At 45.1% G+C, this 20905-nt stretch carries 18 protein-coding genes and 1 tRNA gene; 12 read left to right on the forward strand and 7 right to left on the reverse strand.

Translation table 11 applies throughout. The features are described from left to right. Positions 1-17: 17 nt before the first annotated feature. The 5 genes from QUA62_RS08620 to QUA62_RS08640 all read left to right on the forward strand — a co-directional run bounded on the left by QUA62_RS08620 (position 18) and on the right by QUA62_RS08640 (position 4916). A complete protein-coding gene (locus QUA62_RS08620; RefSeq protein WP_333403440.1) occupies positions 18-770 on the forward strand; it encodes an amino acid ABC transporter ATP-binding protein in 753 nt (250 codons plus the stop codon). A 116-nt stretch (positions 771-886) separates the two neighbouring features. After that, complete coding sequence (gene uvrC / locus QUA62_RS08625; RefSeq protein WP_333403441.1) at positions 887-2905, forward strand: excinuclease ABC subunit UvrC; 2019 nt, start codon at positions 887-889, stop codon at positions 2903-2905. A 151-nt stretch (positions 2906-3056) separates the two neighbouring features. Continuing rightward, positions 3057-3127, forward strand: a tRNA-Gly gene (locus QUA62_RS08630). A gap of 332 nt (positions 3128-3459) precedes the next feature. Continuing rightward, complete coding sequence (locus tag QUA62_RS08635) at positions 3460-4176, forward strand: actin-binding WH2 domain-containing protein (protein WP_190656501.1); 717 nt, start codon at positions 3460-3462, stop codon at positions 4174-4176. Positions 4177-4205: 29 nt separating this feature from the next. Continuing rightward, positions 4206-4916 carry a hypothetical protein gene (locus QUA62_RS08640; protein WP_333403442.1) on the forward strand — a complete coding sequence of 237 codons (711 nt, stop codon included), beginning with the start codon at positions 4206-4208 and terminating at the stop codon, positions 4914-4916. A gap of 193 nt (positions 4917-5109) precedes the next feature. Here the strand turns inward: QUA62_RS08640 and mutS are convergent, their stop codons facing one another. Next, a complete protein-coding gene (gene mutS / locus QUA62_RS08645; protein ID WP_333403475.1) occupies positions 5110-7737 on the reverse strand; it encodes a DNA mismatch repair protein MutS in 2628 nt (875 codons plus the stop codon). Positions 7738-8378: 641 nt separating this feature from the next. Here mutS and QUA62_RS08650 point away from each other — a divergent pair. The 4 genes from QUA62_RS08650 to QUA62_RS08665 all read left to right on the forward strand — a co-directional run bounded on the left by QUA62_RS08650 (position 8379) and on the right by QUA62_RS08665 (position 11922). After that, a complete protein-coding gene (locus tag QUA62_RS08650; RefSeq protein WP_333219036.1) occupies positions 8379-9545 on the forward strand; it encodes a zinc-dependent alcohol dehydrogenase in 1167 nt (388 codons plus the stop codon). Between the two features lie 27 nt (positions 9546-9572). After that, on the forward strand, positions 9573-9782 hold the full coding sequence (locus QUA62_RS08655; RefSeq protein ID WP_333219038.1) for an acetyltransferase: 210 nt from the start codon (positions 9573-9575) through the stop codon (positions 9780-9782). A 370-nt stretch (positions 9783-10152) separates the two neighbouring features. Further along, positions 10153-11007, forward strand: coding sequence for a manganese catalase family protein (locus QUA62_RS08660; RefSeq protein ID WP_333219040.1), 855 nt, complete (start codon positions 10153-10155; stop codon positions 11005-11007). Between the two features lie 228 nt (positions 11008-11235). Next, complete coding sequence (locus tag QUA62_RS08665; RefSeq protein WP_333403443.1) at positions 11236-11922, forward strand: HAD family hydrolase; 687 nt, start codon at positions 11236-11238, stop codon at positions 11920-11922. 34 nt (positions 11923-11956) lie between these two features. Here the strand turns inward: QUA62_RS08665 and QUA62_RS08670 are convergent, their stop codons facing one another. Then, positions 11957-13117 carry an AAA family ATPase gene (locus tag QUA62_RS08670; protein WP_333403444.1) on the reverse strand — a complete coding sequence of 387 codons (1161 nt, stop codon included), beginning with the start codon at positions 13115-13117 and terminating at the stop codon, positions 11957-11959. Between the two features lie 15 nt (positions 13118-13132). Next, positions 13133-13924: an RNA ligase family protein gene (locus tag QUA62_RS08675; protein WP_333403445.1), complete on the reverse strand. Its 792-nt coding sequence runs from the start codon at positions 13922-13924 to the stop codon at positions 13133-13135. Positions 13925-14059: 135 nt separating this feature from the next. Here QUA62_RS08675 and QUA62_RS08680 point away from each other — a divergent pair, with 135 nt between their 5' ends. The 3 genes from QUA62_RS08680 to hpxZ all read left to right on the forward strand — a co-directional run bounded on the left by QUA62_RS08680 (position 14060) and on the right by hpxZ (position 16062). Continuing rightward, positions 14060-14929: a prohibitin family protein gene (locus QUA62_RS08680; protein ID WP_333403446.1), complete on the forward strand. Its 870-nt coding sequence runs from the start codon at positions 14060-14062 to the stop codon at positions 14927-14929. 235 nt (positions 14930-15164) lie between these two features. Continuing rightward, positions 15165-15584: a peptidylprolyl isomerase gene (locus QUA62_RS08685; RefSeq protein WP_333024554.1), complete on the forward strand. Its 420-nt coding sequence runs from the start codon at positions 15165-15167 to the stop codon at positions 15582-15584. Positions 15585-15675: 91 nt separating this feature from the next. Next, positions 15676-16062: an oxalurate catabolism protein HpxZ gene (gene hpxZ / locus QUA62_RS08690; protein ID WP_333403447.1), complete on the forward strand. Its 387-nt coding sequence runs from the start codon at positions 15676-15678 to the stop codon at positions 16060-16062. 55 nt (positions 16063-16117) lie between these two features. Here the strand turns inward: hpxZ and QUA62_RS08695 are convergent, their stop codons facing one another. The 4 genes from QUA62_RS08695 to QUA62_RS08710 all read right to left on the reverse strand — a co-directional run bounded on the left by QUA62_RS08695 (position 16118) and on the right by QUA62_RS08710 (position 20898). Then, positions 16118-17263, reverse strand: a complete 1146-nt coding sequence (locus tag QUA62_RS08695) for a restriction endonuclease (protein ID WP_333403448.1) — start codon at positions 17261-17263, stop codon at positions 16118-16120. Between the two features lie 5 nt (positions 17264-17268). Beyond that, complete coding sequence (yhdJ, locus tag QUA62_RS08700; protein ID WP_333403449.1) at positions 17269-18120, reverse strand: adenine-specific DNA-methyltransferase; 852 nt, start codon at positions 18118-18120, stop codon at positions 17269-17271. A 66-nt stretch (positions 18121-18186) separates the two neighbouring features. Continuing rightward, positions 18187-19311, reverse strand: a complete 1125-nt coding sequence (locus QUA62_RS08705) for a THUMP domain-containing protein (protein WP_333403450.1) — start codon at positions 19309-19311, stop codon at positions 18187-18189. 240 nt (positions 19312-19551) lie between these two features. Continuing rightward, positions 19552-20898, reverse strand: coding sequence for a TldD/PmbA family protein (locus tag QUA62_RS08710; RefSeq protein WP_333403451.1), 1347 nt, complete (start codon positions 20896-20898; stop codon positions 19552-19554). Positions 20899-20905 lie beyond the last annotated feature (7 nt).

The raw sequence follows: 20905 nt of genomic DNA on the forward strand, positions 1-20905 counted from the left end.
AAAAATAAAAAAATATTATGGAAACTCAACTAACAACCCCCGCACAAGTAATCGTAGCAGAAAACGTCCATAAATGGTACGGACAATTTCACGTACTGCGAGGTGTCAGCATGACCGTAAACCGAGGTGAAGTCGTGGTCGTGATGGGGCCCTCTGGTTCGGGAAAATCGACGTTTATTCGCACATTCAACGCCTTAGAAGAATACCAACAAGGTAAAATTACGATCGACGGAATCGAACTTTCCCACGACTTACGCAACATCGAGACAATTCGCCGCGAAGTAGGAATGGTGTTTCAGCAATTCAACCTGTTTCCCCACTTATCAGTCTTGCAAAATGTCATGCTAGCGCCAGTATGGGTGCGCCGTTGGCCCAAGAAAAAAGCCGAAGAAGTGGCGATGCAACTCTTAGAAAGAGTGGGAATTTTGGAACAAGCACAAAAATATCCCGGACAGTTGTCTGGAGGACAGCAGCAGCGGGTCGCTATTGCACGTTCTCTAGCCATGCAGCCTAAAATCATGCTGTTTGATGAACCGACATCAGCATTAGACCCGGAGATGGTGCGGGAAGTGTTAGATGTAATGCGAAATTTGGCTCAAACTGGAATTACAATGGTAGTGGTAACTCACGAAGTCGGGTTTGCGCGCGAAGTTGCCGATCGCATTGTGTTGATGGATGGCGGTGTTTTAGTGGAAGAAGCCCAACCAGAAGAGTTTTTTCAGAACCCGAAGGAAGAACGCACCCGCAAGTTTTTATCTCAGATATTGTAACTGATTTTCCCGTTTAATCGGTGGGTTTTGCGACGGTAGCAGCAGTAAAAATCGGCCTAATTAAGGTAAAATAAAAGAGTGTACAATCAGTCTCAATTTTGCTGAGATAGCTTGCAATGCCATCCACAAAAACTCTGCCGTTAGTTAAAGACTCGGAACGCCTAGAAAGTCGCCTCAAAGAAATTCCGGCGGTTCCTGGTGTATATTTAATGCGAGACGAGAGCGATCGCATCCTTTACATCGGCAAATCAAAAAAACTCCGAAACCGCGTCCGTTCCTACTTCCGCGAAAGCCAAAATCTCAGTCCCCGCATCGCGATGATGGTGCAGCAAGTGCGCGAAATTGAATTCATCGCCACCGACACAGAAGCGGAAGCTTTAGCCTTAGAAGCAAACCTCGTAAAACAGCACCAACCTTACTTTAATGTCCTCCTCAAAGATGATAAAAAATATCCTTATTTGTGCATAACTTGGTCGGAGGAATACCCCCGCATTTTTATCACCCGCAAACGTCGCGCAGGTAGTGCAAAAGACCGCTATTACGGCCCCTACGTTGATACAGGGGCACTGCGGAGTACGCTGCATTTAATTAAGCGGATTTTCCCGCTGCGGCAGCGCCCTCAACCGCTGTTTAAAGACCGTCCCTGTTTGAACTACGACATCGGCCGCTGCGTTGGCGTTTGTCAAGGGTTAACTTCGCCGGCAGAATATCGAAAAATCATCCAAAAAGTAGCGATGATTTTCCAGGGAAGAACTGAGGAATTGCTCGATATTTTGCAGCCCCAAATGGAAGAGGCAGCCGAAGATTTAAACTTTGAAACGGCGGCGCGTATTCGCGACCAAATTAAGGGTTTGCAGTCTTTGAGTGCGGGTCAAAAAGTGTCTTTGCCCGACGATACGGTTTCCAGAGATGCGATCGCACTTGCGGCCGACACCCAGCACGCTTGCGTCCAATTGTTCCAAATTCGTGCCGGTCAATTGGTCGGAAGATTGGGATTTATGGCGGAAATACCCTCCCAACCCCCCCTTGCCAAGGGGGATCAAGAGTTATCTCAACTTTCTCTTTCCTCCCCCCCTTGGCAAGGGGGGGAACGAGGGGGGGTAGAGGCCGGAGCGATTTTGCAGCGGGTGTTGGAAGAACACTATCAAAATGTCGAATCCGTAGAAATTCCCAGCGAAATTTCAGTGCAGTACGAATTGCCAGAAGCGGAAATATTAGCCGATTGGTTGAGCAACCGTAAGGGACGAAAAGTTACGATTTTGACGCCCCAACGGCAAACTAAGGCTGAGTTGATTGAGATGGTGGAACGAAATGCTGAGTATGAATTGGCGAGAATGCAAAGATTGAGCGATCGCAATTCTCAAGCAATGGAAGATTTAGCAGAAATTCTCGATTTGCCTGAAGTTCCTCGCCGCATTGAAGGTTACGATATTTCTCACATTCAAGGTTCTGACGCCGTAGCCTCCCGCGTCGTATTTATTGACGGTTTGCCCGCCAACCAGCACTACCGCCATTACAAAATTAAAAATCCTGAAATTAAATCGGGTCATTCTGATGATTTTGCTAGTTTAGCAGAAGTTATCGGTCGCCGATTCCGAGGATTGAAGGAAGAAGAAACAGGCAAGATGGAAGATGGATTTAGCGATTTAGAAGAATCGGCAGAAATCAGCAATTTATCCTCGGTTTCTCATACTATTTCCGACAAACCCGACTTAATTATGATAGATGGCGGCAAAGGTCAACTGTCAGCAGTTGTGGCTGTTTTGCGGGAGATGAATTTGCTAGAAGAGTTGCGCGTTGTCAGTTTGGCAAAGCAGCGAGAGGAGATATTTTTGCCGGGGGAATCTTTGCCGCTGCAAACTAATTCTGAGCAACCGGGCGTACAATTATTGCGCCGGGTGCGGGATGAGGCGCACAGGTTTGCTGTGAGTTTTCACCGGGATCGAAGAAGCGAGAGAATGAAGCGATCGCGCCTTGATGAAATTCCCGGATTGGGACACCACCGACAAAAACAATTGTTGGCACATTTTCGGTCGATCGACTACCTCCGTTTAGCGACTCCCGAACAGTTGGCAGAAGTTTCTGGGATTGGCCCGCGTCTGGCGCAGCAAATTTACGATTATTTCCACCCGTAAAGTCTTACGCAGCATGGGAGACGGGGATTTTTGGGGCGAGGGGGCGATCGGGCCGCAAGTCCCTATTCAGCCACTGTGAGGGAGGTCTTCAAAATTTTTGCACAGGCCTATTGCAATTCCCAGAGGCTTGTGGTATGTTTAGTTTCTGTGCGCGGGCATAGTTTAGTGGTAAAACTTTAGCCTTCCAAGCTAACTATGCGGGTTCGATTCCCGCTGCCCGCTTGAGCCTATAAGAACCTCAAACCAACGAGAAATCAAAGGTTTGAGGTTTTTTATTGCCCAGAATACGGCTGATTCGGCGGTCAAAGTGACTATCAAATGACTAGGAAATGACTACGAAATGACTATCAAATGACCTTTTTGGATACAATTTGGAGACAATGTGACTAGAATTTGACTAGAAATATCCAGCCGATAGTTAATAGCGGTAAGGTGCGCGGCCCAAGAGCACCCTACATAATTAGGTTCTGTGTAAGTCCTGTCTCTGCAAGAATAAGTGGTTAACATAGAGTGCCCTGATTTGACAAGATTGCCAAGCGCACTCAGCTTGAGTTATGACTGATTCGGAGTCGCATCAGTCACAAGGAGGGCCCGTGAAATATTTTTCAGTAGTAATGTATTTGCTGCGGGAACGGCAACAGTTTCTCGAAGAAATTCGCCAAGGTGTCAAGCTCAAATCTAAAATTTTCGGTTTGTTGATTTCTAGTACCCTATTTTTTGGCATTTACGGAGCGATATTAGGTGCATCTAGTACGTGGATGCAATGTCTGGTTTCAGCAATTAAGTTGCCAGCACTTTACTTGCTGACGCTGATTATCTGCTTTCCCACACTTTACTTTTTTAATGTCATGTTTGGTTCAAAACGAACTTTTGAGCAGTATTTGACATTGTTGATGACAGCGATGGCGATGATTAGCGTTTTGCTGTTTGGATTTGCACCTGTTAGTTTGTTTTTCCTCATAAGCAGTACCAATTACAATTTTTATCTGGTGCTGAATGTTGCTATCATGGCAATCACAGGATTTTTGGGAGTAAGTTTCATTTATCAAGGAATGCACTTTCTTTCAGAACAAGATGCGGAAGGCAAAGACATCAGGCTAAATATTTTGCGCTTCTGGTTGGGACTTTATGCGTTTGTTGGCAGTCAATTGGGATGGACGCTAAGACCGTTTTTTGGCGCACCGGGACAAGCTTTTCAACTGTTCCGAAACCGAGACAGCAATTTTTATATGAGTCTGTGGCAATCAATTATGTCTCTGGGAGGATCGTAATTAATCCCAATTTAAGGAGATTTTAAAGAGTGATACAAGCGGATTTGGATGAGTTAAAAATTCCTGAGAAGGAGTTGGAGGATTTGAGCGGAATAGCTTTGAGCGACGGTTTTGCAGCGGATTTTTACCGACCTGCTGCATTACGGGACGGCAAAAAGCTGTTTTCTCTTTTGTTGAATGAGTTGCTGATATTTTGTGTGACATTAGTTGTTTCGCTGCCTGTTGCTTTACTGGCTAATAAACATAATGTTGGTTCATTTAGCGATGCTGAAATATTTGTCCGGGTTTTACAAATAACTTTGGGTTTGTCGCTGGCGATTACTCTTGCTTGGAATGTCTATAAATGGGTTAAGGCAAAGCCTCTGGCAACCCTGGCGAGCCTGCTGGATGAAGTTGAGAAGTATCATGAGGTAATTCAGGCTTTAGATATTATCGCTCGCCTAACGGCTGCTGGCAATTTACAAGCCCATTTAATTAACCGAGGAGATGCAATTGAAGCCTTAAAAATTACTAGACAAAGTTTAGTTTGTGCTTTGAAAACAGAAAGAATACTCAGGGAAAATCAGCAATTTATCGGTCGCCGTTACGAGCTATTTGCTAATATTGAAAGTAATTTGGCTGCTTTGATGGCGCTGGATGTGAGCGATCGGGCGACTGAATACGGGCGATTGCTAAATGAGGCGCTAGAAATTGGGATGAGCGTGCACAAAGAGGTAAGAAAGTTGCAAAATGGGCGTTAGAGTTGCTGGAGAGTTCCTGGTTTGTAGTAAAAGTAGTAACTGAGATCTTGCACCATGCTCAAGAACAGGCAGGATGCCTGTGCCACAAAAATTAAATTTTCTTGTGGGGTGGGCATCTTGCCCGCCCCTGAAAGACTTATTAAAAATGGTGCAATATAGAAGTTACTACAAACTTTTTTTACCACCGGAAATTTCAATCCTCAAAAATATCCAACTGTTCGCCCTCACACTCTTTTTTGCCATCTTTTTTAACACCTTTCCGCAGCCCGATCGCAATTTTGCTATGTTTCTCAATCTGCTTCATCACCTGTCTCGCCCTGTCAATCACCGACGGCGGTAAACCAGCTAATCTGCCCGCTTCAATTCCGTAAGATTTGTCAGCACCTCCCGGCTGAACTTGGTGCAAAAATACGATTTGATCCGGCAATTCTTTGACTGTCACCTGATAATTTGCGACATTATCTAAAATAGAAGCTAACTCATTTAACTCGTGATAGTGAGTCGCAAAAATTGTCCGCGCCCGAATCTCAGTTGCTAAATATTCTGCCACAGACCAAGCAATAGAAAGTCCGTCAAACGTCGCCGTTCCCCTGCCAATTTCATCTAACAAAACCAATGATTGCGGCGTCGCGTGATTGAGAATATTTGCAGTTTCGTTCATTTCCACCATAAAGGTAGATTGACCAGTTGCCAAATCGTCTACTGCGCCGACGCGGGTAAAAATGCGATCGCAAATTCCCAAACTCGCCGCTTTCGCCGGCACAAAACTGCCCATCTGCGCCATTAACTGGATCAAACCCACCTGCCGCAAGTAGCAGCTTTTCCCGCTAGCATTCGGCCCGGTTAAAATAATTAAATCTGGGCGGTTTAGCGAGTCTTCCCGACCCAAAAAAGCAGAATTAGGTACAAAAAATCCCGGCGGCAAAGACTTTTCGACCACAGGATGACAACCTTCAATAATTTTAATTTCCCGACTTTCTGTCATAGTCGGGCGGCAGTAATTTTGGTAAACTGCTACTTCTGCCAAACCGCACAAAACATCGGCCGCCGCCACGGCGCGGGAAACGTTGCGAATAATTTCGGCGTGTTCTCCTACCTCCGATCGCACTTGAGCAAAAATATCGTATTCCAATTGATTTAAATCTTCCCGCGCTGTCAGAATTCGCACTTCCCTTTCTTTTAATTCTTCAGTGCTGTAGCGTTCTTCATTGGTGAGAGTTTGCTTGCGGGTGTAGTCCTTCGGCACTTGGTCTACTTTCGATTTGGTAATGCTGATGTAATAGCCGAAAGCTTTATTGTAGCCTACTTTTAAATTAGAAATTCCGGTGCGTTTTCTCTCAGTTGCTTCTAAATTTGCAATCCATTCTTGGTCGGCTGATGCAGTGTGTCGCATTTCATCTAGCATGGGATTGATTCCCGCTCGAATCAAACCACCTTCTTTTAAATGAATCGGCGGTTCATCAACTAAATGAGCGTGAATTTTAGTTGCTAACTCTTCTAAAATGGGCGGTACATTTTGCAGCGCTTTTAAATAGGGCGAGATCCCTTGGGCTGCGATCGAGGCTAATGCCGGCAGTTTTCCGAGAGAATCAGCTAAAGCCACCAAATCCCGGGCGCTAGCTGTTCCAGAACCAGCGCGGCCTGTCAGTCTTTCGATGTCGTATATTTGGCGCAGCAACTGCTGCAAATCTTGGCGCAGGGCGTTATTTTCTACTAATTCTTGAATCGTGTCGTGTCGGGCGCCAATGCCTTTAATGCTGAGCAAAGGTTGCAGCACCCAGCGGCGCAAAGCGCGGCCTCCCATTGCGGTGCTGGTTTTGTCTATAGCCCACAGCAGCGAACCGTGAAAAACCCCATCTCTCACTGTTTGAGTAATTTCGAGATTGCGGCGGGTTTGGTAGTCGAGTATGAGAAAATCGGTGAGAGTGTAAGTGTGCAATCTTTGCAAAGAAACTGCTTTTTCCTTTTGAGTTTCTTCGAGATATTGCAACAAACCGCCGGCGGCGCGGACTGCGAGGGAAAGGTGCGCGCATCCCATGCCTTCGAGCGATCGCACTTTGAACTTTTGCAGGATTCTCTGTTTTGCTTCGGACAAACTAAACGGAATTTGCGATCGCAAAGAATAGCAAAACGAATTCGGCAAACACTCCGGTAAATGCTCGGATTTCTCTCCAGGCCTCAACATAGTCACCAAATCCGGCGCATTAGTCGGTACCAAGACTTCCGAAGGCTGCAAACGCAGCAATTCTAGGGTTAATTGTTCTAAACTGTCTGCTTGGGTAGTGACGAATTCTCCCGTAGAAATATCTGTATAAGCCAATCCCCAATGTTCCCCAGCGATGACGACTGCTGCTAAAAAATTATTTTGTCTGGGTTTGAGCATTCCGTCATCAGTCAAAGTTCCGGGAGTGAGAATGCGGGTAATTTCTCGCTTGACTTGGCGGCCTTCTTTAGCAGCAATCGAGGCATCTTCCACTTGGTCGCAAACTACCACAGCATAGCCTTTTTCTACTAACATTGACGTGTAGCGATCGAGGGCGTGGTGTGGCACTCCTGTCATCGGCACTCGGCCGATTTCTTTGCCGCTTTCTTTACTCGTACAAACAAGTTCTAATTCCCGCGAAATCGTAACTGCATCTTGGAAAAAACACTCAAAGAAATCTCCGACTCGAAACAATAAAAGTGCGTGGGGATACTGTTCTTTCACTTCCACATACCGCTGCATCATCGGCGTTAGCTTGGTGAATTCTAGTAGGCGGTGGTCGGCATTGCGGATGTTGGCTTGATTGGGGTCTGTTGGGGTAGATGCAGTGTAAGGCATAAAAGGCGATCGATAAGTTTTAATCTTTAACAACTTTAGCGCAAGCTCGGCTTTTAGCTCTAACTAATATACAATATTTGACGATTAATCCTCCTTAAGCAGGGTGCGTGATTCTCAATATTGGGAAAGAGTGTTGAGCTATACAAAAATCACGCACCCTACTTAATAATCGATAAACCCGCTTTTAGTTGAGAATTTTTAGGTCGCTACTTATCTCATGTGAGGTATGAGAACCGCTGTAGTGAGGTTAAGGGCGAAATTTTTATCACTTGTGAGAGGGGAGCGCTCGCCGCTCGACAAAAACAATCTCATCCATCTCGCTGTTAGCTGTTATGGCAGAAGGAAGAAGCAAGGATTTCAGCAATTAAGAGCGTCCTAACCGTCGGGCGTGGTTGCTATAAATGTTGGTGGTTAACAGAACAATGGGAAATCTCCCGCACTTTAGTTGGAGGATAAACTTTACATTTTTGTTATTGAAAACAGCCGGAAGATAGATTTATAAATTATACCTCGGATAGAGAGAGAATATATTTTATATGCTTAAAATTAAAACATCCAAGCAGATAATTTATCGGCGTAGTAAATTTAAGATTTAGAATCAAAAATCTGCTAGCTAGTAGTTAACTAGAGGAAAAAAAATAATGAAAGCTCTTTGCTGGCACGGAGCAAATGATGTGCGAGTTGATAATGTACCAGACCCAACAATTATCAACCCGCGCGATGCAATAGTTAAAATCACGTCTACAGCAATCTGCGGCTCAGATTTGCACCTTTATAACGGCTACATCCCGACAATGCAATCGGGCGACATCATGGGCCACGAATTTATGGGGGAAGTAGTCGAACTCGGCAGCGAAGTCAAGAACTTAAAAAAGGGCGATCGCATCGTCATTCCTTTTACTATTTCTTGCGGCAGTTGCTTCTTTTGCAACCGCGATTTGTGGTCGCTGTGCGACAACTCCAACCCCAATGCAGGATTGGCTGAAAAACTCTACGGTCATTCGCCGGCAGGACTGTTTGGCTTCTCGCATTTAACGGGCGGCTATGCAGGAGGTCAAGCAGAATATGCGCGGGTTCCGTTTGCAGATGTCGGCCCTTTAAAAATTCCCGACGGACTTTCGGACGAACAAGTATTGTTCCTCACCGATATCTTTCCTACCGGTTACATGGCGGCCGAAAACTGCAACATTCAGCCGGGGGATACTGTAGCTGTTTGGGGATGCGGGCCGGTCGGACAATTTGCGATCAGAAGCGCGTTTATGCTGGGGGCCGAGCGAGTAATTGCGATCGACCGCGTACCGGAACGCTTGCAAATGGCGGCCGCGGCCAAAGCTGAAATCATCAACTACGAAGAAATGGACGCCGGGGAAGCCGTCACCGAAATGACGGGGGGACGCGGACCCGACTCTTGCATCGACGCTGTGGGAATGGAAGCCCACGGCACCGGCCTCGACGCTTTGTACGACAAAGCCAAGCAAGCCGTGCGCTTGGAGACCGATCGACCCACCGCCCTGCGACAAGTGATCGTAGCTTGCCGCAAAGGTGGCACAGTCTCAATTCCCGGCGTTTACGGCGGCTTCGTAGACAAAGTGCCCTTAGGTGCAGCTTTCAACAAAGGCTTGACCCTGAAAATGGGACAGACGCACGTTCACCGCTATTTGCGGCCTTTGCTCGATCGCGTTCAAAAAGGCGAAATTGACCCGTCATTCGTAATTACGCATCGAATGAAGTTGGATGAAGCGCCCCACGCCTACGAGATTTTCCTCAACAAAAAAGACAACTGTATCAAAGTTGTCCTCAAACCCTAACTCGCATTTACCCTTCAAGGAAAAACCATGCTTTTACAAGAAAAAGAATCAGGCGACTTGATAGAAATCCTCGATGTAGAGGCTTTACTCAGCCCTACAAAAAATGAAGTGCCGGGAAAAAATCAAGCTGGTCAAGAAGAGCAAGAGACAGCAACTTTTCCCAAGAGTAATTTAGTGTTTCCTTCCGGTGAAGCTCTACCGCGCTGTTGGACTGAGGAAAATTATCAAACTCATTGATTCAACTGATTCTCCCAATCCCGCTTAACAAGGGGGGGACTCGAAGCTAGGGGGATGGACACCACACATAGGTGTCCGCTCAACCTAAAAAACCGCTCTCCGATAGGGGCTAAACCCCCTGCAGGAGGGCGGTTTTGACGTGTTTTTTGACACCCGGAGGACACAGCGCTGTGTTTGTTTAAATAGAATGTACGATCGACCAAATTTAATATGGTCTTTAGTTCGCGGGCGCGAGAAACCGCATTAAACCAAAGTGATAGAAGTAACCGGATTTGATTGAATTTCTTTATGACTAAAAGCTGATTCCCTCCCTCAGTGGCAGCGTTACAAATAAGGAAAGTCAATCAAAAACCTCTGGTAGGAATTCTCCATGTTTTACCATAAGAAGCCACTACAGTATTACAAAAGACCAGAAAAGCCAGATGCCGTTTACGCCAAGAAAATACAAGAACTAATTGGCGGTACATTTGGCGAAATGACCGTGATGATGCAGTACCTATTTCAAGGTTGGAACTGCCGAGGCCCAGCTAAATATCGCGATATGTTGCTTGATGTCGGTACAGAAGAAATCGGGCATATCGAGATGCTAGCAACTATGATTGCTCACTTGTTAGATAAAGCTCCTGTATCTATGCAAGAAGAAGGTTTCAAGGATGCTGTGGTGGGTGCTGTGATGGGTGGAAACAGCCCGCGAGATGCGATCGCCGACAGCATGAATCCGCAGCACGCCATTGTATCGGGTTTGGGCGCACTTCCTAGCGACAGCGTAGGGTATCCTTGGAACGGCCGTTATATCGTTGCTAGCGGCAATCTTTTAGCAGATTTTCGCTCCAACTTGCACGCCGAATCGCAAGGAAGATTGCAGGCTGTGCGGATGTATGAAATGTCAAACGATCCCGGCGTGAAAGACACCCTGAGTTTTATGATCGCCCGCGACACGATGCACCAAAATTTGTGGCTGGCGGCGATCGAAGATTTAGAAAGTTCGGGAATGGAAACAACCCCCGTTCCGAGTTCCTTCCCGCAGGAGTTGGAAAAATCAGAATTTGCTTATCAGTTTTGGAATCATTCTGAAGGTACCGAAAGTAGCGAGGGACGCTGGGCGAAAGGCAAATCAATGGACGGCAAAGGCGAGTTTGAATATGTAGCCAATCCCCAACCGTTAGGACCTGAACCAGTACCGCCGCCGCCCGAACCAAAATTGCACGGCACCGGCATGAAATAGCCCCTCAAAAAGTTAATAGTAAGCTTGCCAGTCCCCGATTGACTAATTAACTAATTAAGGACTAAAGTGCTTACTCATAACCTAACAAAAACTAAAGTTCTTACTACTAACCCAAGGTTAGTGGTAAGAACTTTACTCGCTAATTTGCTTATTAATTAGTTAAGGACTTCAGTCCTTACTACAAACCAGCTTTTGACAAGAAGTCTAATAACTAACCACAAATAAGTTATGCAATTGCAAGCAGTAATTCTCGATATTGACGGTACTCTGACGCTCAGCAATGACGCCCACGCTCAAGCTTGGGTAGAGGCATTTGCCGCTTACGGCTACGACGTGCCGTTTGAGAAAGTGCGCCCGCTAATTGGTATGGGAGGCGACAAAGTTATACCCAAAATGGTATCAGAACTTTCCGACGAAGAAGGCGACGGCAAAAAGATTGCACAGCGGCGCAAAGAACTGATTATTAACCGCTTTGCTCCCGAGCTTTCTCCAACCCCCGGTTCGCGGGATTTGCTGTTAAAAATGCAGAAAGAAGGATTGCGGCTAATTATTGCTACTTCAGCTACCACCGAAGAACTTTCCGGTTTGCTGAAAGCTGCAGAAGTTGACGATTTATTGGATCAAGGGCAAGCGGCGACATCGAGTGATGCAGAAGCTTCTAAACCGGAACCGGATATTGTGGAAGCTGCTTTGAGCAAATTGAAGCTGGAAGCGAGCCAGGTTGTGATGTTAGCTGATACTCCTTACGATATCGAAGCGGCGGGCAAGTGCGGGGTGCCAGTAATTGCTTTTCGGTGCGGAGATTTCGATGATGCTTCCCTGGCAAATGCTGCGGAAATTTACGATCACCCTGCAGATTTGTTGGCGCATTATGACGATTCTCTTTTAGGGAAAAAGGAATTGGTAGCGCGTTGAAGAAATAAGAGCGATCGCGGGTGGATTGGCACTATTAAGCGCGATCGCTCACAATCCACTCGACTTGATGGGCTTCTGTGATGTCTGGAATATCCAGTCGCGCAGCTAACTTGCGAATGATTGCTTCCGGTACTGTTACTGTGCGCGATCGATTCCGCTGCAATATTTCTTCTAGAGGTACTTCTAGATAAACAATGCGAACTCGCGCTTGATAAGCAGCAAAAAAATCAATTAATTGCTGCCGCATTTGTTTAGTTGTATTCGTGGCGTTCCACACAAAAGAACGCCCCTCATTCATGTATTCGCGCGCTCTTTTTTTGGCGGCTGTCACCACATTTCCCGGGGTTTCGTCTGGAGGGACATTCATCTCTTTTCGCAGTGCATCCAGCGACATTACCGGCAAATCTGGAAGATTTTCCCGAATCCAATAATCTTTACCGCTTGCCGGCAAGCCCGACATCAAGATTACTTCGCATCGAGTATCGTCAAATGCTTCGTAATCGGGATTTCCGTTCTCTTTGCGGAAGTAGATAAATCGGCTGTGTGCTGATGGGAATTGTCGGGGAGAATCCAAACAATTATTTTCTTGACAAAACTCGCGAAATAGTTCTATTTTATCGAGCAATTCTTGTCTGTCGCTACACTGTCGGCCGCGCACGTCTGCTTCGGCTAAAAGTGCGAGAAAATCGCAGCGGACAACTTGACTGACTTTAATTACAGACTGCTGGGGGTTGGGTTTGTCGATCAGCCAGATGGGTAAACTCCCGAATTTGACGATCGCCACCACTGTTTCGCGAATCTCAAACTGCACGGGCGGCTCGAATTGAGATAAAATTTGTCTGACCATTCTCGCACCTTGGCGGGCGTGACCTTTTGAGCTAATTCTGCCGTCGGCTTCTATTTTTGTAAAGGCTGGTTTGGCGACATCGTGCAGCAAAGCGGCGGCAAAAAGAATCGATCGTTCTTTTTCTGGAAGTTGCCGCCAATTTGGAGAAGATATTAAGGCTTCGCAGACCATTCTGGTATGAATTAAAACGTCTCCTTCGGCGTGATAAATCGGGTTTTGCTGACATCCTCTTAAGTTTTGAATCCAATCGAAATCATTTTGAATGCTGTCCCAATCCAGAAACCAATCGGGCGGTTCGGGACAAAAGGGAAAAATCCAAGTTGCCGATGGCGATAACAGTGCATTCATAAATTCACCTGCTGGTTAACTAAAATTAAATAAATTCACATCGGGACGCAGAATATTGGGTATGATTGGGCGATTTAGCCAATGTCCTTCTGCATTTTTAATGGCTGTCAAAAAACTGGCACGCACGTATTTGTAACGCGCTTTTACTATGCCATCTTCTTCGACTTTAATGTACAGACCTTCCATAATCTCGCTCTTGTCAGTCTCTTTCAAACACCGCTCCTCATCTAATCCCAATTCCCCGCAGTACAAACGCAATCGCTCCAAATGTCCAGGTTGAATAAAATTAGACTTTTCCATAAACTGCATCATTTGCTTGGGCGATTTCAGCACTCCAGAAAACAGCACGGGAACCGACACCAACGGCAGTCCGCTTAACAACTTGCGGCGGGATTCTGTACTCAGAAATTGACTGGTTTCTAAGTCCAGCACGTCGTATTCCATAAAATAGTGCGGCAAAAAATCATAAAAAACAGTGTGTTTGGCATACAGCCATTCGCCGTAAAGAATGTAGCGATTTCCCAGCACTTCTCCCAGGGCTCCGCTGAGACTGAAAGCCCACTGTTTGAATAAGTTAAAATGTTTTTCCCTCGGCCCACCGGTGAGATAGTGGCCGCGACTTTGCAGCAGCATTTGTCCATCTGGTGCGAAGCTGATGCCTGTATTAGCGCCGTCTACCTTTTCTTCAATCACTGTCGGGCGATCGATCAGGGCGCTAAATGGCACGCTGTCGAGGTCTTCATCGCCTGGTTGGAAACGCGAACCTTCGATGTGATAAGTTCTAGGATATTTAACAATTTTGAGCATCAGCCCATCCATTTTAGATTTGAGATTTTAGAGGCAACCCCATCCATTGTAGAGTGTAATTTTAGATTTTAGACTTTAGAGGCGACCGAATCTATTTAACCATTATAATGGAAGGAGCACAAAGGAGCGTGTAAGTTGAAAAATCAAAGTTTTCAGAGCATATCATCAGCAATCGCTGGGATTCTATTAGTAGGCGCGCTACTCATCGGTTTAAACTCTTTTGTCGTCATCAATCCAGGTGAAGCAGGGGTGGTCAGCATTTTAGGAAAAGCCACAGATGGAGCATTGTTAGAGGGGTTTCACCTCAGACCCCCGCTAATATCTAAGGTAGATGTGTACGATGTAACAGTGCAAAAATTTGAAGTTCCCGCCCAGAGTGCTACTAAAGACCTTCAGGATTTAAATGCTAGTTTTGCAATCAACTTTCGCCTCGATCCTGAGAAAATAGTGGAGATCCGAAGGACTCAAGGAACTTTGGAGAATATAGTCTCAAAAATAATTGCTCCTCAGACGCAAGAAGCATTTAAAACAGCGGCTGCACTGAGAACAGCCGAACAATCTATTACTCAAAGAAGTGAACTGAAGCGAGACTTTGATACTGCGCTGAAGGAAAGGCTATCAAAGTATGATGTAATCGTGCTCGATACGAGCGTGGTTAACATTCGATTCTCCACAGATTTTGCGAAAGCGGTTGAGGAAAAACAGGTTGCTGAACAGCGGGCGCAAAGGGCTGTTTATGTGGCTCAGGAAGCAGAACAACAGGCTCAAGCTGATATTAACCGCGCTCAAGGTAGGGCTGAAGCTCAAAGGCTGTTGGCGGAAACTTTGAAGGCTCAGGGCGGCGATTTAGTTTTGCAAAAAGAGGCGATCGAAGCTTGGAGGAGCGGCGGCGCTCAGATGCCAAAAGTGCTGGTTATGGGCGCAGGTTCGAGTCGGGTTCCTTTCATTTTTAATATGAGCGATATTCAGGAAGAACCCGAGCACCCGCAAGTGACCAACAATTAAAATATGACAGAGGGTAACAACCCGGTGTCTCCGAAAATATGGGCTTTGCTAACCAGAAATCTCGCACTAAACCGGGTTTCCTCAGAAAGCACACATAAGTCCTATGAGAGTTGCCGGAATATGCTACACTTCTGAAAGCCACAATATAACGACAGTTTGAAACCTGTCGCTATAAAAGCGAAGTCCGCAATTAACACGCAGGCAACACACTCATTTTAGGAAGCAAGGAAAAATCATGACCCGCGCTATTATGGAAACCGACAAAGGCACAATCAATTTGGAATTGTTTGATGCGGATGCGCCTAACACAGTGAAGAATTTTGTTGACTTGGCAGAAAAAGGTTTTTACGATGGATTGGCCTTTCACCGAGTCATTCCTAACTTTATGATTCAAGGTGGCTGTCCAAAAGGCAATGGAACGGGCGGCCCCGGCTACAAAATCAAGTGCGAAATTAACTCCAACAAACATTTGGCAGGAACTTTATCGATGGCTCACGCAGGCCGCGATACGGGTGGCAGCCAATTCTTTATTTGCCATTCTCCCCAGTCTCATCTAGATGGAGTTCACACAACTTTTGGCAAAACTGAGGATATGTCTGTCGTCAATGCTATCCGCCAAGGTGACAAGATTATTTCGCTCAAAATTGAGCATTAATTCCCACTAATTAGTTTGGTTTGCGATAAGGAATAAAGTCCTTATTGCAAACATAACTTGTGAAAGTTAAGAGTTTTAAAATCTACAATTTATGACTGTTATCAATGATTCTGCTGTGGTGGCTGAGTTAACTGAACTATATTTAAAATACGAAAAAGCTCTTTGTACGAACGATATTGAAACTCTCGATAATTTGTTCTGGGATGCGCCGGAAGTCGTGCGGTTTGGGGTGACGGAGAACCTGTACGGGAGCGATGAGGTGAGGGCTTTTCGCAAAGGACGATCGCCTGTAAATGTCGATCGAGAAATGTTCAACCTCAAAGTCGTGACTTTCGATGCAGACACGGCGGCGGTGACGCTGGAATTTCGCCGTGTAATGGATGGAGTGGTGCGGCTGGGGCGGCAGAGTCAGATGTGGCGCAAGTTTCCTGAAGGGTGGAAGATTGTTTCCGCTCACGTTTCTTTTTTGCCTGCGTAGATGTTAAAGGTAAGGAAACAATAATTGTCTAAAGCAGGCGGACTTTATGACTGAATCATTCATCCTCTAGAGCAACGTCTAATAATTCAATTTCCAGACTTTCTTCCTCATCTTCATAATTAAATTCTAATCTGCTTTGCTTAATAATCTCGCTCAATATAGTGCTTAAGTACCCTTTGGCAACAGCTTGTTCAAATCTTTCTATCAGAATAGGAACATTTATTATTTCTTCTATACATTCCATGTACTGAGATACTATAGCATTTATTGAATACAGCTTTCGAGCTTGTGCTTCAATCTTTGATTTGATTTCACTATCTGAATCTAAAGATTTAACTACAAATGTTATCGGATACCTTTCAATTTTATCAATGTCTAGGAAATATTTATTTACATCTACAGTTTCAGTCACTTGAAAAAAACGTCCTAGGGGTTTCATTACAAAGTCAATTCCCCCATCATTAGCATTTGTCCTACCTGTTTTAAACAGCTTTAAATTTTCTTGGTGGAGTCTGTCTAGTGCATAACCCCAATAAATAACTCGGTCATTGTAGTAGTATTTTAATATACTGTAGCTGACTATCTCGAAAATTCGAGCATCTACATTTGGCGCTACCATTTGTTTGATAAATTCTCTGACTTGAACCTCTGTCAATCTTTGAGCATCTTTACAAATTTGAATAAACTTTTCAAAGCTATCTCTCTTAGCTTCAACGTAAGCATCAATTATGTGGATTACTGTTTCTGCTATATTGTGTTCATTCTCATTGATTTTGACTTTTAATAAATTTTCGTTAAACCAATACCTGTTATTTTTCTGATTTCTCAAAATTGGGATGAACTCACAAGTGGGAAAATATTTTTTAAATTCTTCATTCATCCTATGGTTCAAGCCATGATTTTGAAGCTTTTGCCCGAATGGTAATTCACGCTGTCTCTTAAAAAGATTGGTATAAACTGCACCTTCATAATCTGAATACATTCCTGTCCGATCAAAAGTTTTCACCAAATAATCTTCAACTAAAACATAGATTGCGTATAAGTTGGCAAAACTTCCTCTTGATTTTGAGCCTTTATTTGAAGATTTAGTCTTTATATTCAAATATAAAATTAGCTGGCTTTCACGCAATATTTGATACCCCACGTCGCCCAACTTATCCTCTAAAATGGTCTTAATTATTTTTGTAAATTCATGTTCCATTTTTATTAGAGTTGTAAGTTTAGTGTTAGCTGCTGTGGCGAAACTTCACCGGAGTTGACTTCAGACATGAGAGCCTCTTCACTCTCATCCAGGGTAATTTGCAACCTCCGCAATCCTATTTGTAGATACTTTTCTTGTAATTCTATGCCGATTGACTTTCTTTTAAGCTGTTTGGCAACAAATGATGTTGTAAAAGTTCCCGAAAATATATCTAGTACAACGTCACCCTCATTACTACTGGCTTTGATAATTCTTTCTAACAATGATGTTGGTTTTTGGGTAGGATGTTCCTCATACTCAGGCATACGATATCTCACTCTCGGAAACTCCCACACATTACCTGGAACTTTTTTAGAATTATATACTGATGGTGTAGCCTTGCGGTAGTCAATTAGTTTTCTCACAGATCCGGTTTTTGCCTCTACCAGAATATCGGAGGAATTGAATGTATAATTTCGTTTGTCCTTGACGCAATATAAAATTGGTTCGTACAGAGAACCGTAAAAATTTTTTGCTTGTACGCCCGAACTGTCATAATACCACACTATTCGAGAAAGGATTGTTAAGCGATCGCGCAAATATAAATCAAAGTAGGGCATACTTTGAGTTGACGCCATCAGATACAAACTGCCATTATGCTTGAGCTTATTAACACATAAGTTCAACCAAGTATAACTCCATTCTAAATAATCGCTTTCAAATTCCCACTTGTCTTTAACACCATTGAAATTTTTGCCAATATTATAGGGAGGATCGGCAAAAATTAAATCGATTGAGTTGTCTTGGATTTTACTGCCAAGCACTTCTAACACATCTCCTAAAATGAGCTTGTGGTCGTCAATTTCAAAAATATTCATTCAGCCTAACCTCTTCCAATTAATATTGGCTATTGCCAAGTGTAGTGAGATATGTTCTATAAATATTTAATACAGTTCATACTTGAGCAAAGTACACGGAATCGAGCCATTAAAAACCGGAATTCGTCGCGATGTCCTGAGTCCCACCTTTTTCCCCAACTCCTTATTTCCAGTCAAAATAAAGGCATTCCAACCTTTAAAACGATTCTTGAAAATATCCCCCAACATCTTGTACAAATCTCCCAATTCGCTAGCATCTCCCAGGCGCTCTCCGTAAGGAGGATTGCAAATCAGAACACCTCTGTCTGCTGGTGCTTCCAACTGAGATAACTCGGTTTGAGCAAACTGAATCTTACCAGAAATACCAGCTTGCTGCGCGTTGGTGCGAGCTTGAGTTAACATATCGGAATCGCGATCGCACCCTGCAATCACCTCTTTAAGTTCCGGCAATTCGCTATTTTCAGCTTCGGCCCACAATTTATCCCACAAAGGTTCGTCAAAATCCCGCCAAGTCATAAATCCAAAATTTTCTCGAAACAATCCCGGTGCAATATTCAAGGCCTTTAAAGTCGCTTCCAAAGGCAAAGTTCCCGAACCGCACATCGGGTCTAAAAAGGGCAAATCTGGCGTCCATTCTGCCATCTCCAACAAAGCCGCAGCTAGAGTTTCTTTGAGGGGAGCAAGCCCCATCGCCGGTCGATATCCCCGGCGGTGCAAACTGCCGCCAGAACTGTCTAAACTTAAAATAGCTCTATCTTGATGAATGTGAATGTTAATTAGCAAATCGGGATGCTCTACATCGACATTAGAACGCTTGTTAAATTGAAGGCGCTGTTGGTCGGCGATCGCATTTTTGACCTGCAAAGCTGTAAAGTGAGTGTGGTTCAAATTTTCGTTGCCACCGGTGCAGTTTACTGCTAAAGTATTTTCGGGATCTAAGTATTCGTCCCAAGGGATTTTTTGCACTTCGCGGTAGAGCATATCCGAGTTGTAACACCGGAATTCGGCGATCGGCATTAGCACTCGAAAAATTGTTCTCGACCAAAGATTGACGCGGTACAATAAAGCGCGATCGCCCGCAAAGTAAACCCCTGTAAAATCTGGCTTGACATCTTGGGCCCCTAAACGTTCTAATTCTTGGGCGGCAATAGTTTCTAAACCGCGCGCAACTGTAGCAAAATATTGATTCATTGATAATTGGTAATTGGTAATTGCTTTTTCTCGATCGCTCTAAATTAGATAGTAGCTGGTTTAAATCCTAACTCTCACAAACAATACTCTACCTTAAGCTAGATGCCTCGGTAAAAAAAAATACTAATTTTCCCAACAGCTTTGTTAACAGGCGATCGCCCGAACCCGCACCCGATCGACCTTACCGACACAAAAACCCACCTCCTCCGGGTGGGTTTCCGCGCACCTCACCCTTGCAAGTCACAAACTGTCAGTAATACTCGTGAAATTAAAAGCTTTCACGCGCACTCCGGGCACGACACTACCGCCATAACGCTTCACCGCACTAACTGCATCCACATCGCGCAACATATCAGGTAAAACTTGATTGAAACGCAGGTTTTTAATCGGGTAAGCAATTTTGCCATCCTCAATCCAAAAAGTACCGTCGCGAGTCATTCCCGTTACTTCCAATGTTTTCGGATTAACGTAGCGCACGTACCAAGCTCGACTGACGAAAATTCCGCGCTCGGTTTGAGCAATTAAATCTGCTAAACTTTGGTCGGAACCTGTCATTACGATCGGGTAATAAGCACCTTTTGCCTCTTTGCCTTTTTGTGCGGCCCAGTAGCGGGAATAAGACAAACTTTGAGGCACCCCATCTTTGATGATTTCCAAATAGTTATTGCTCAATCCGTCGCCGAAAAAAGTATTCGATCGCAACAAAGGATGAGCCGGATCGCGCTGCACTTGCACTAACTGGCTAAAAAGTTGTTCCCCCGCGCGGTTTCCCGCTGGTTTTCCCTCTGCATCGGCGATCGACATAAACGATCGCCCCTCATCCGCCGCCCTCGCATCCAGCCCCCAAATCACCCACGGTAGCAAGCCTGCAAAAGCAGCGCCCTCAAGGATTACCGGATAAACGCCCGGAGTGATGGGGCGCGGGTTGCCGGATGCGATCGCCCGATCGAGCACTTGTTCTGCTAATTCGGCGATCGGCAATTCGTTGATACTCCAAGCAGTGCTCTGAGCCCAACTAGAACCGTCTTCAACGCGAGCAGTAAAGCTGAAATCCGCCTTTGTAGACTGGTTGCAGGCGCGGAGTCCGGTTGACGAGGCGATCGCGTACAGCGACGCCTCAGTGCTCAAAGTGCCCGAACCATGAGCGCCCCCCTGGGAGGATCTCGCGCAAGCTTGCTGCACCAATTCGGCCCGCGCTAGAGGCGATATAGTTGCGGTTGCTGCGTCGAATGCGGGCGATCGCAAATCGTAGGTTTGAGGCGGCAGCAACGGCATCCATTCGGGGTCTGCCGGCGCAATTCTGGCCAATTCTTCCGATCGCTTGACTGCGGAGGCGATCGCATCTTCATCAAATTCTGTAACAGCAGCAGAGGCGCTTTTGTTGCCAAAATAGCTAGTAATGCTCAGGCTAAATACAGTTTTGCTGATATTTTGACTGATTTGATTTTCCGAGAATCGGGAAAGAGATTCTTCGCCAGTAGAGAGACTGACAAATACTTCCTCTGCTTTGGATAGTTTGACTGCTTTTTCTACTACAGATAAGGCTTGGTCTTCACTTAAAAGTGCGGGCGATGTTGTTACAATCATGATTGGT

Origin of the sequence: Microcoleus sp. MON1_C1, assembly GCF_036701945.1 — a bacterium.
GTDB lineage: Bacteria > Cyanobacteriota > Cyanobacteriia > Cyanobacteriales > Microcoleaceae > Microcoleus.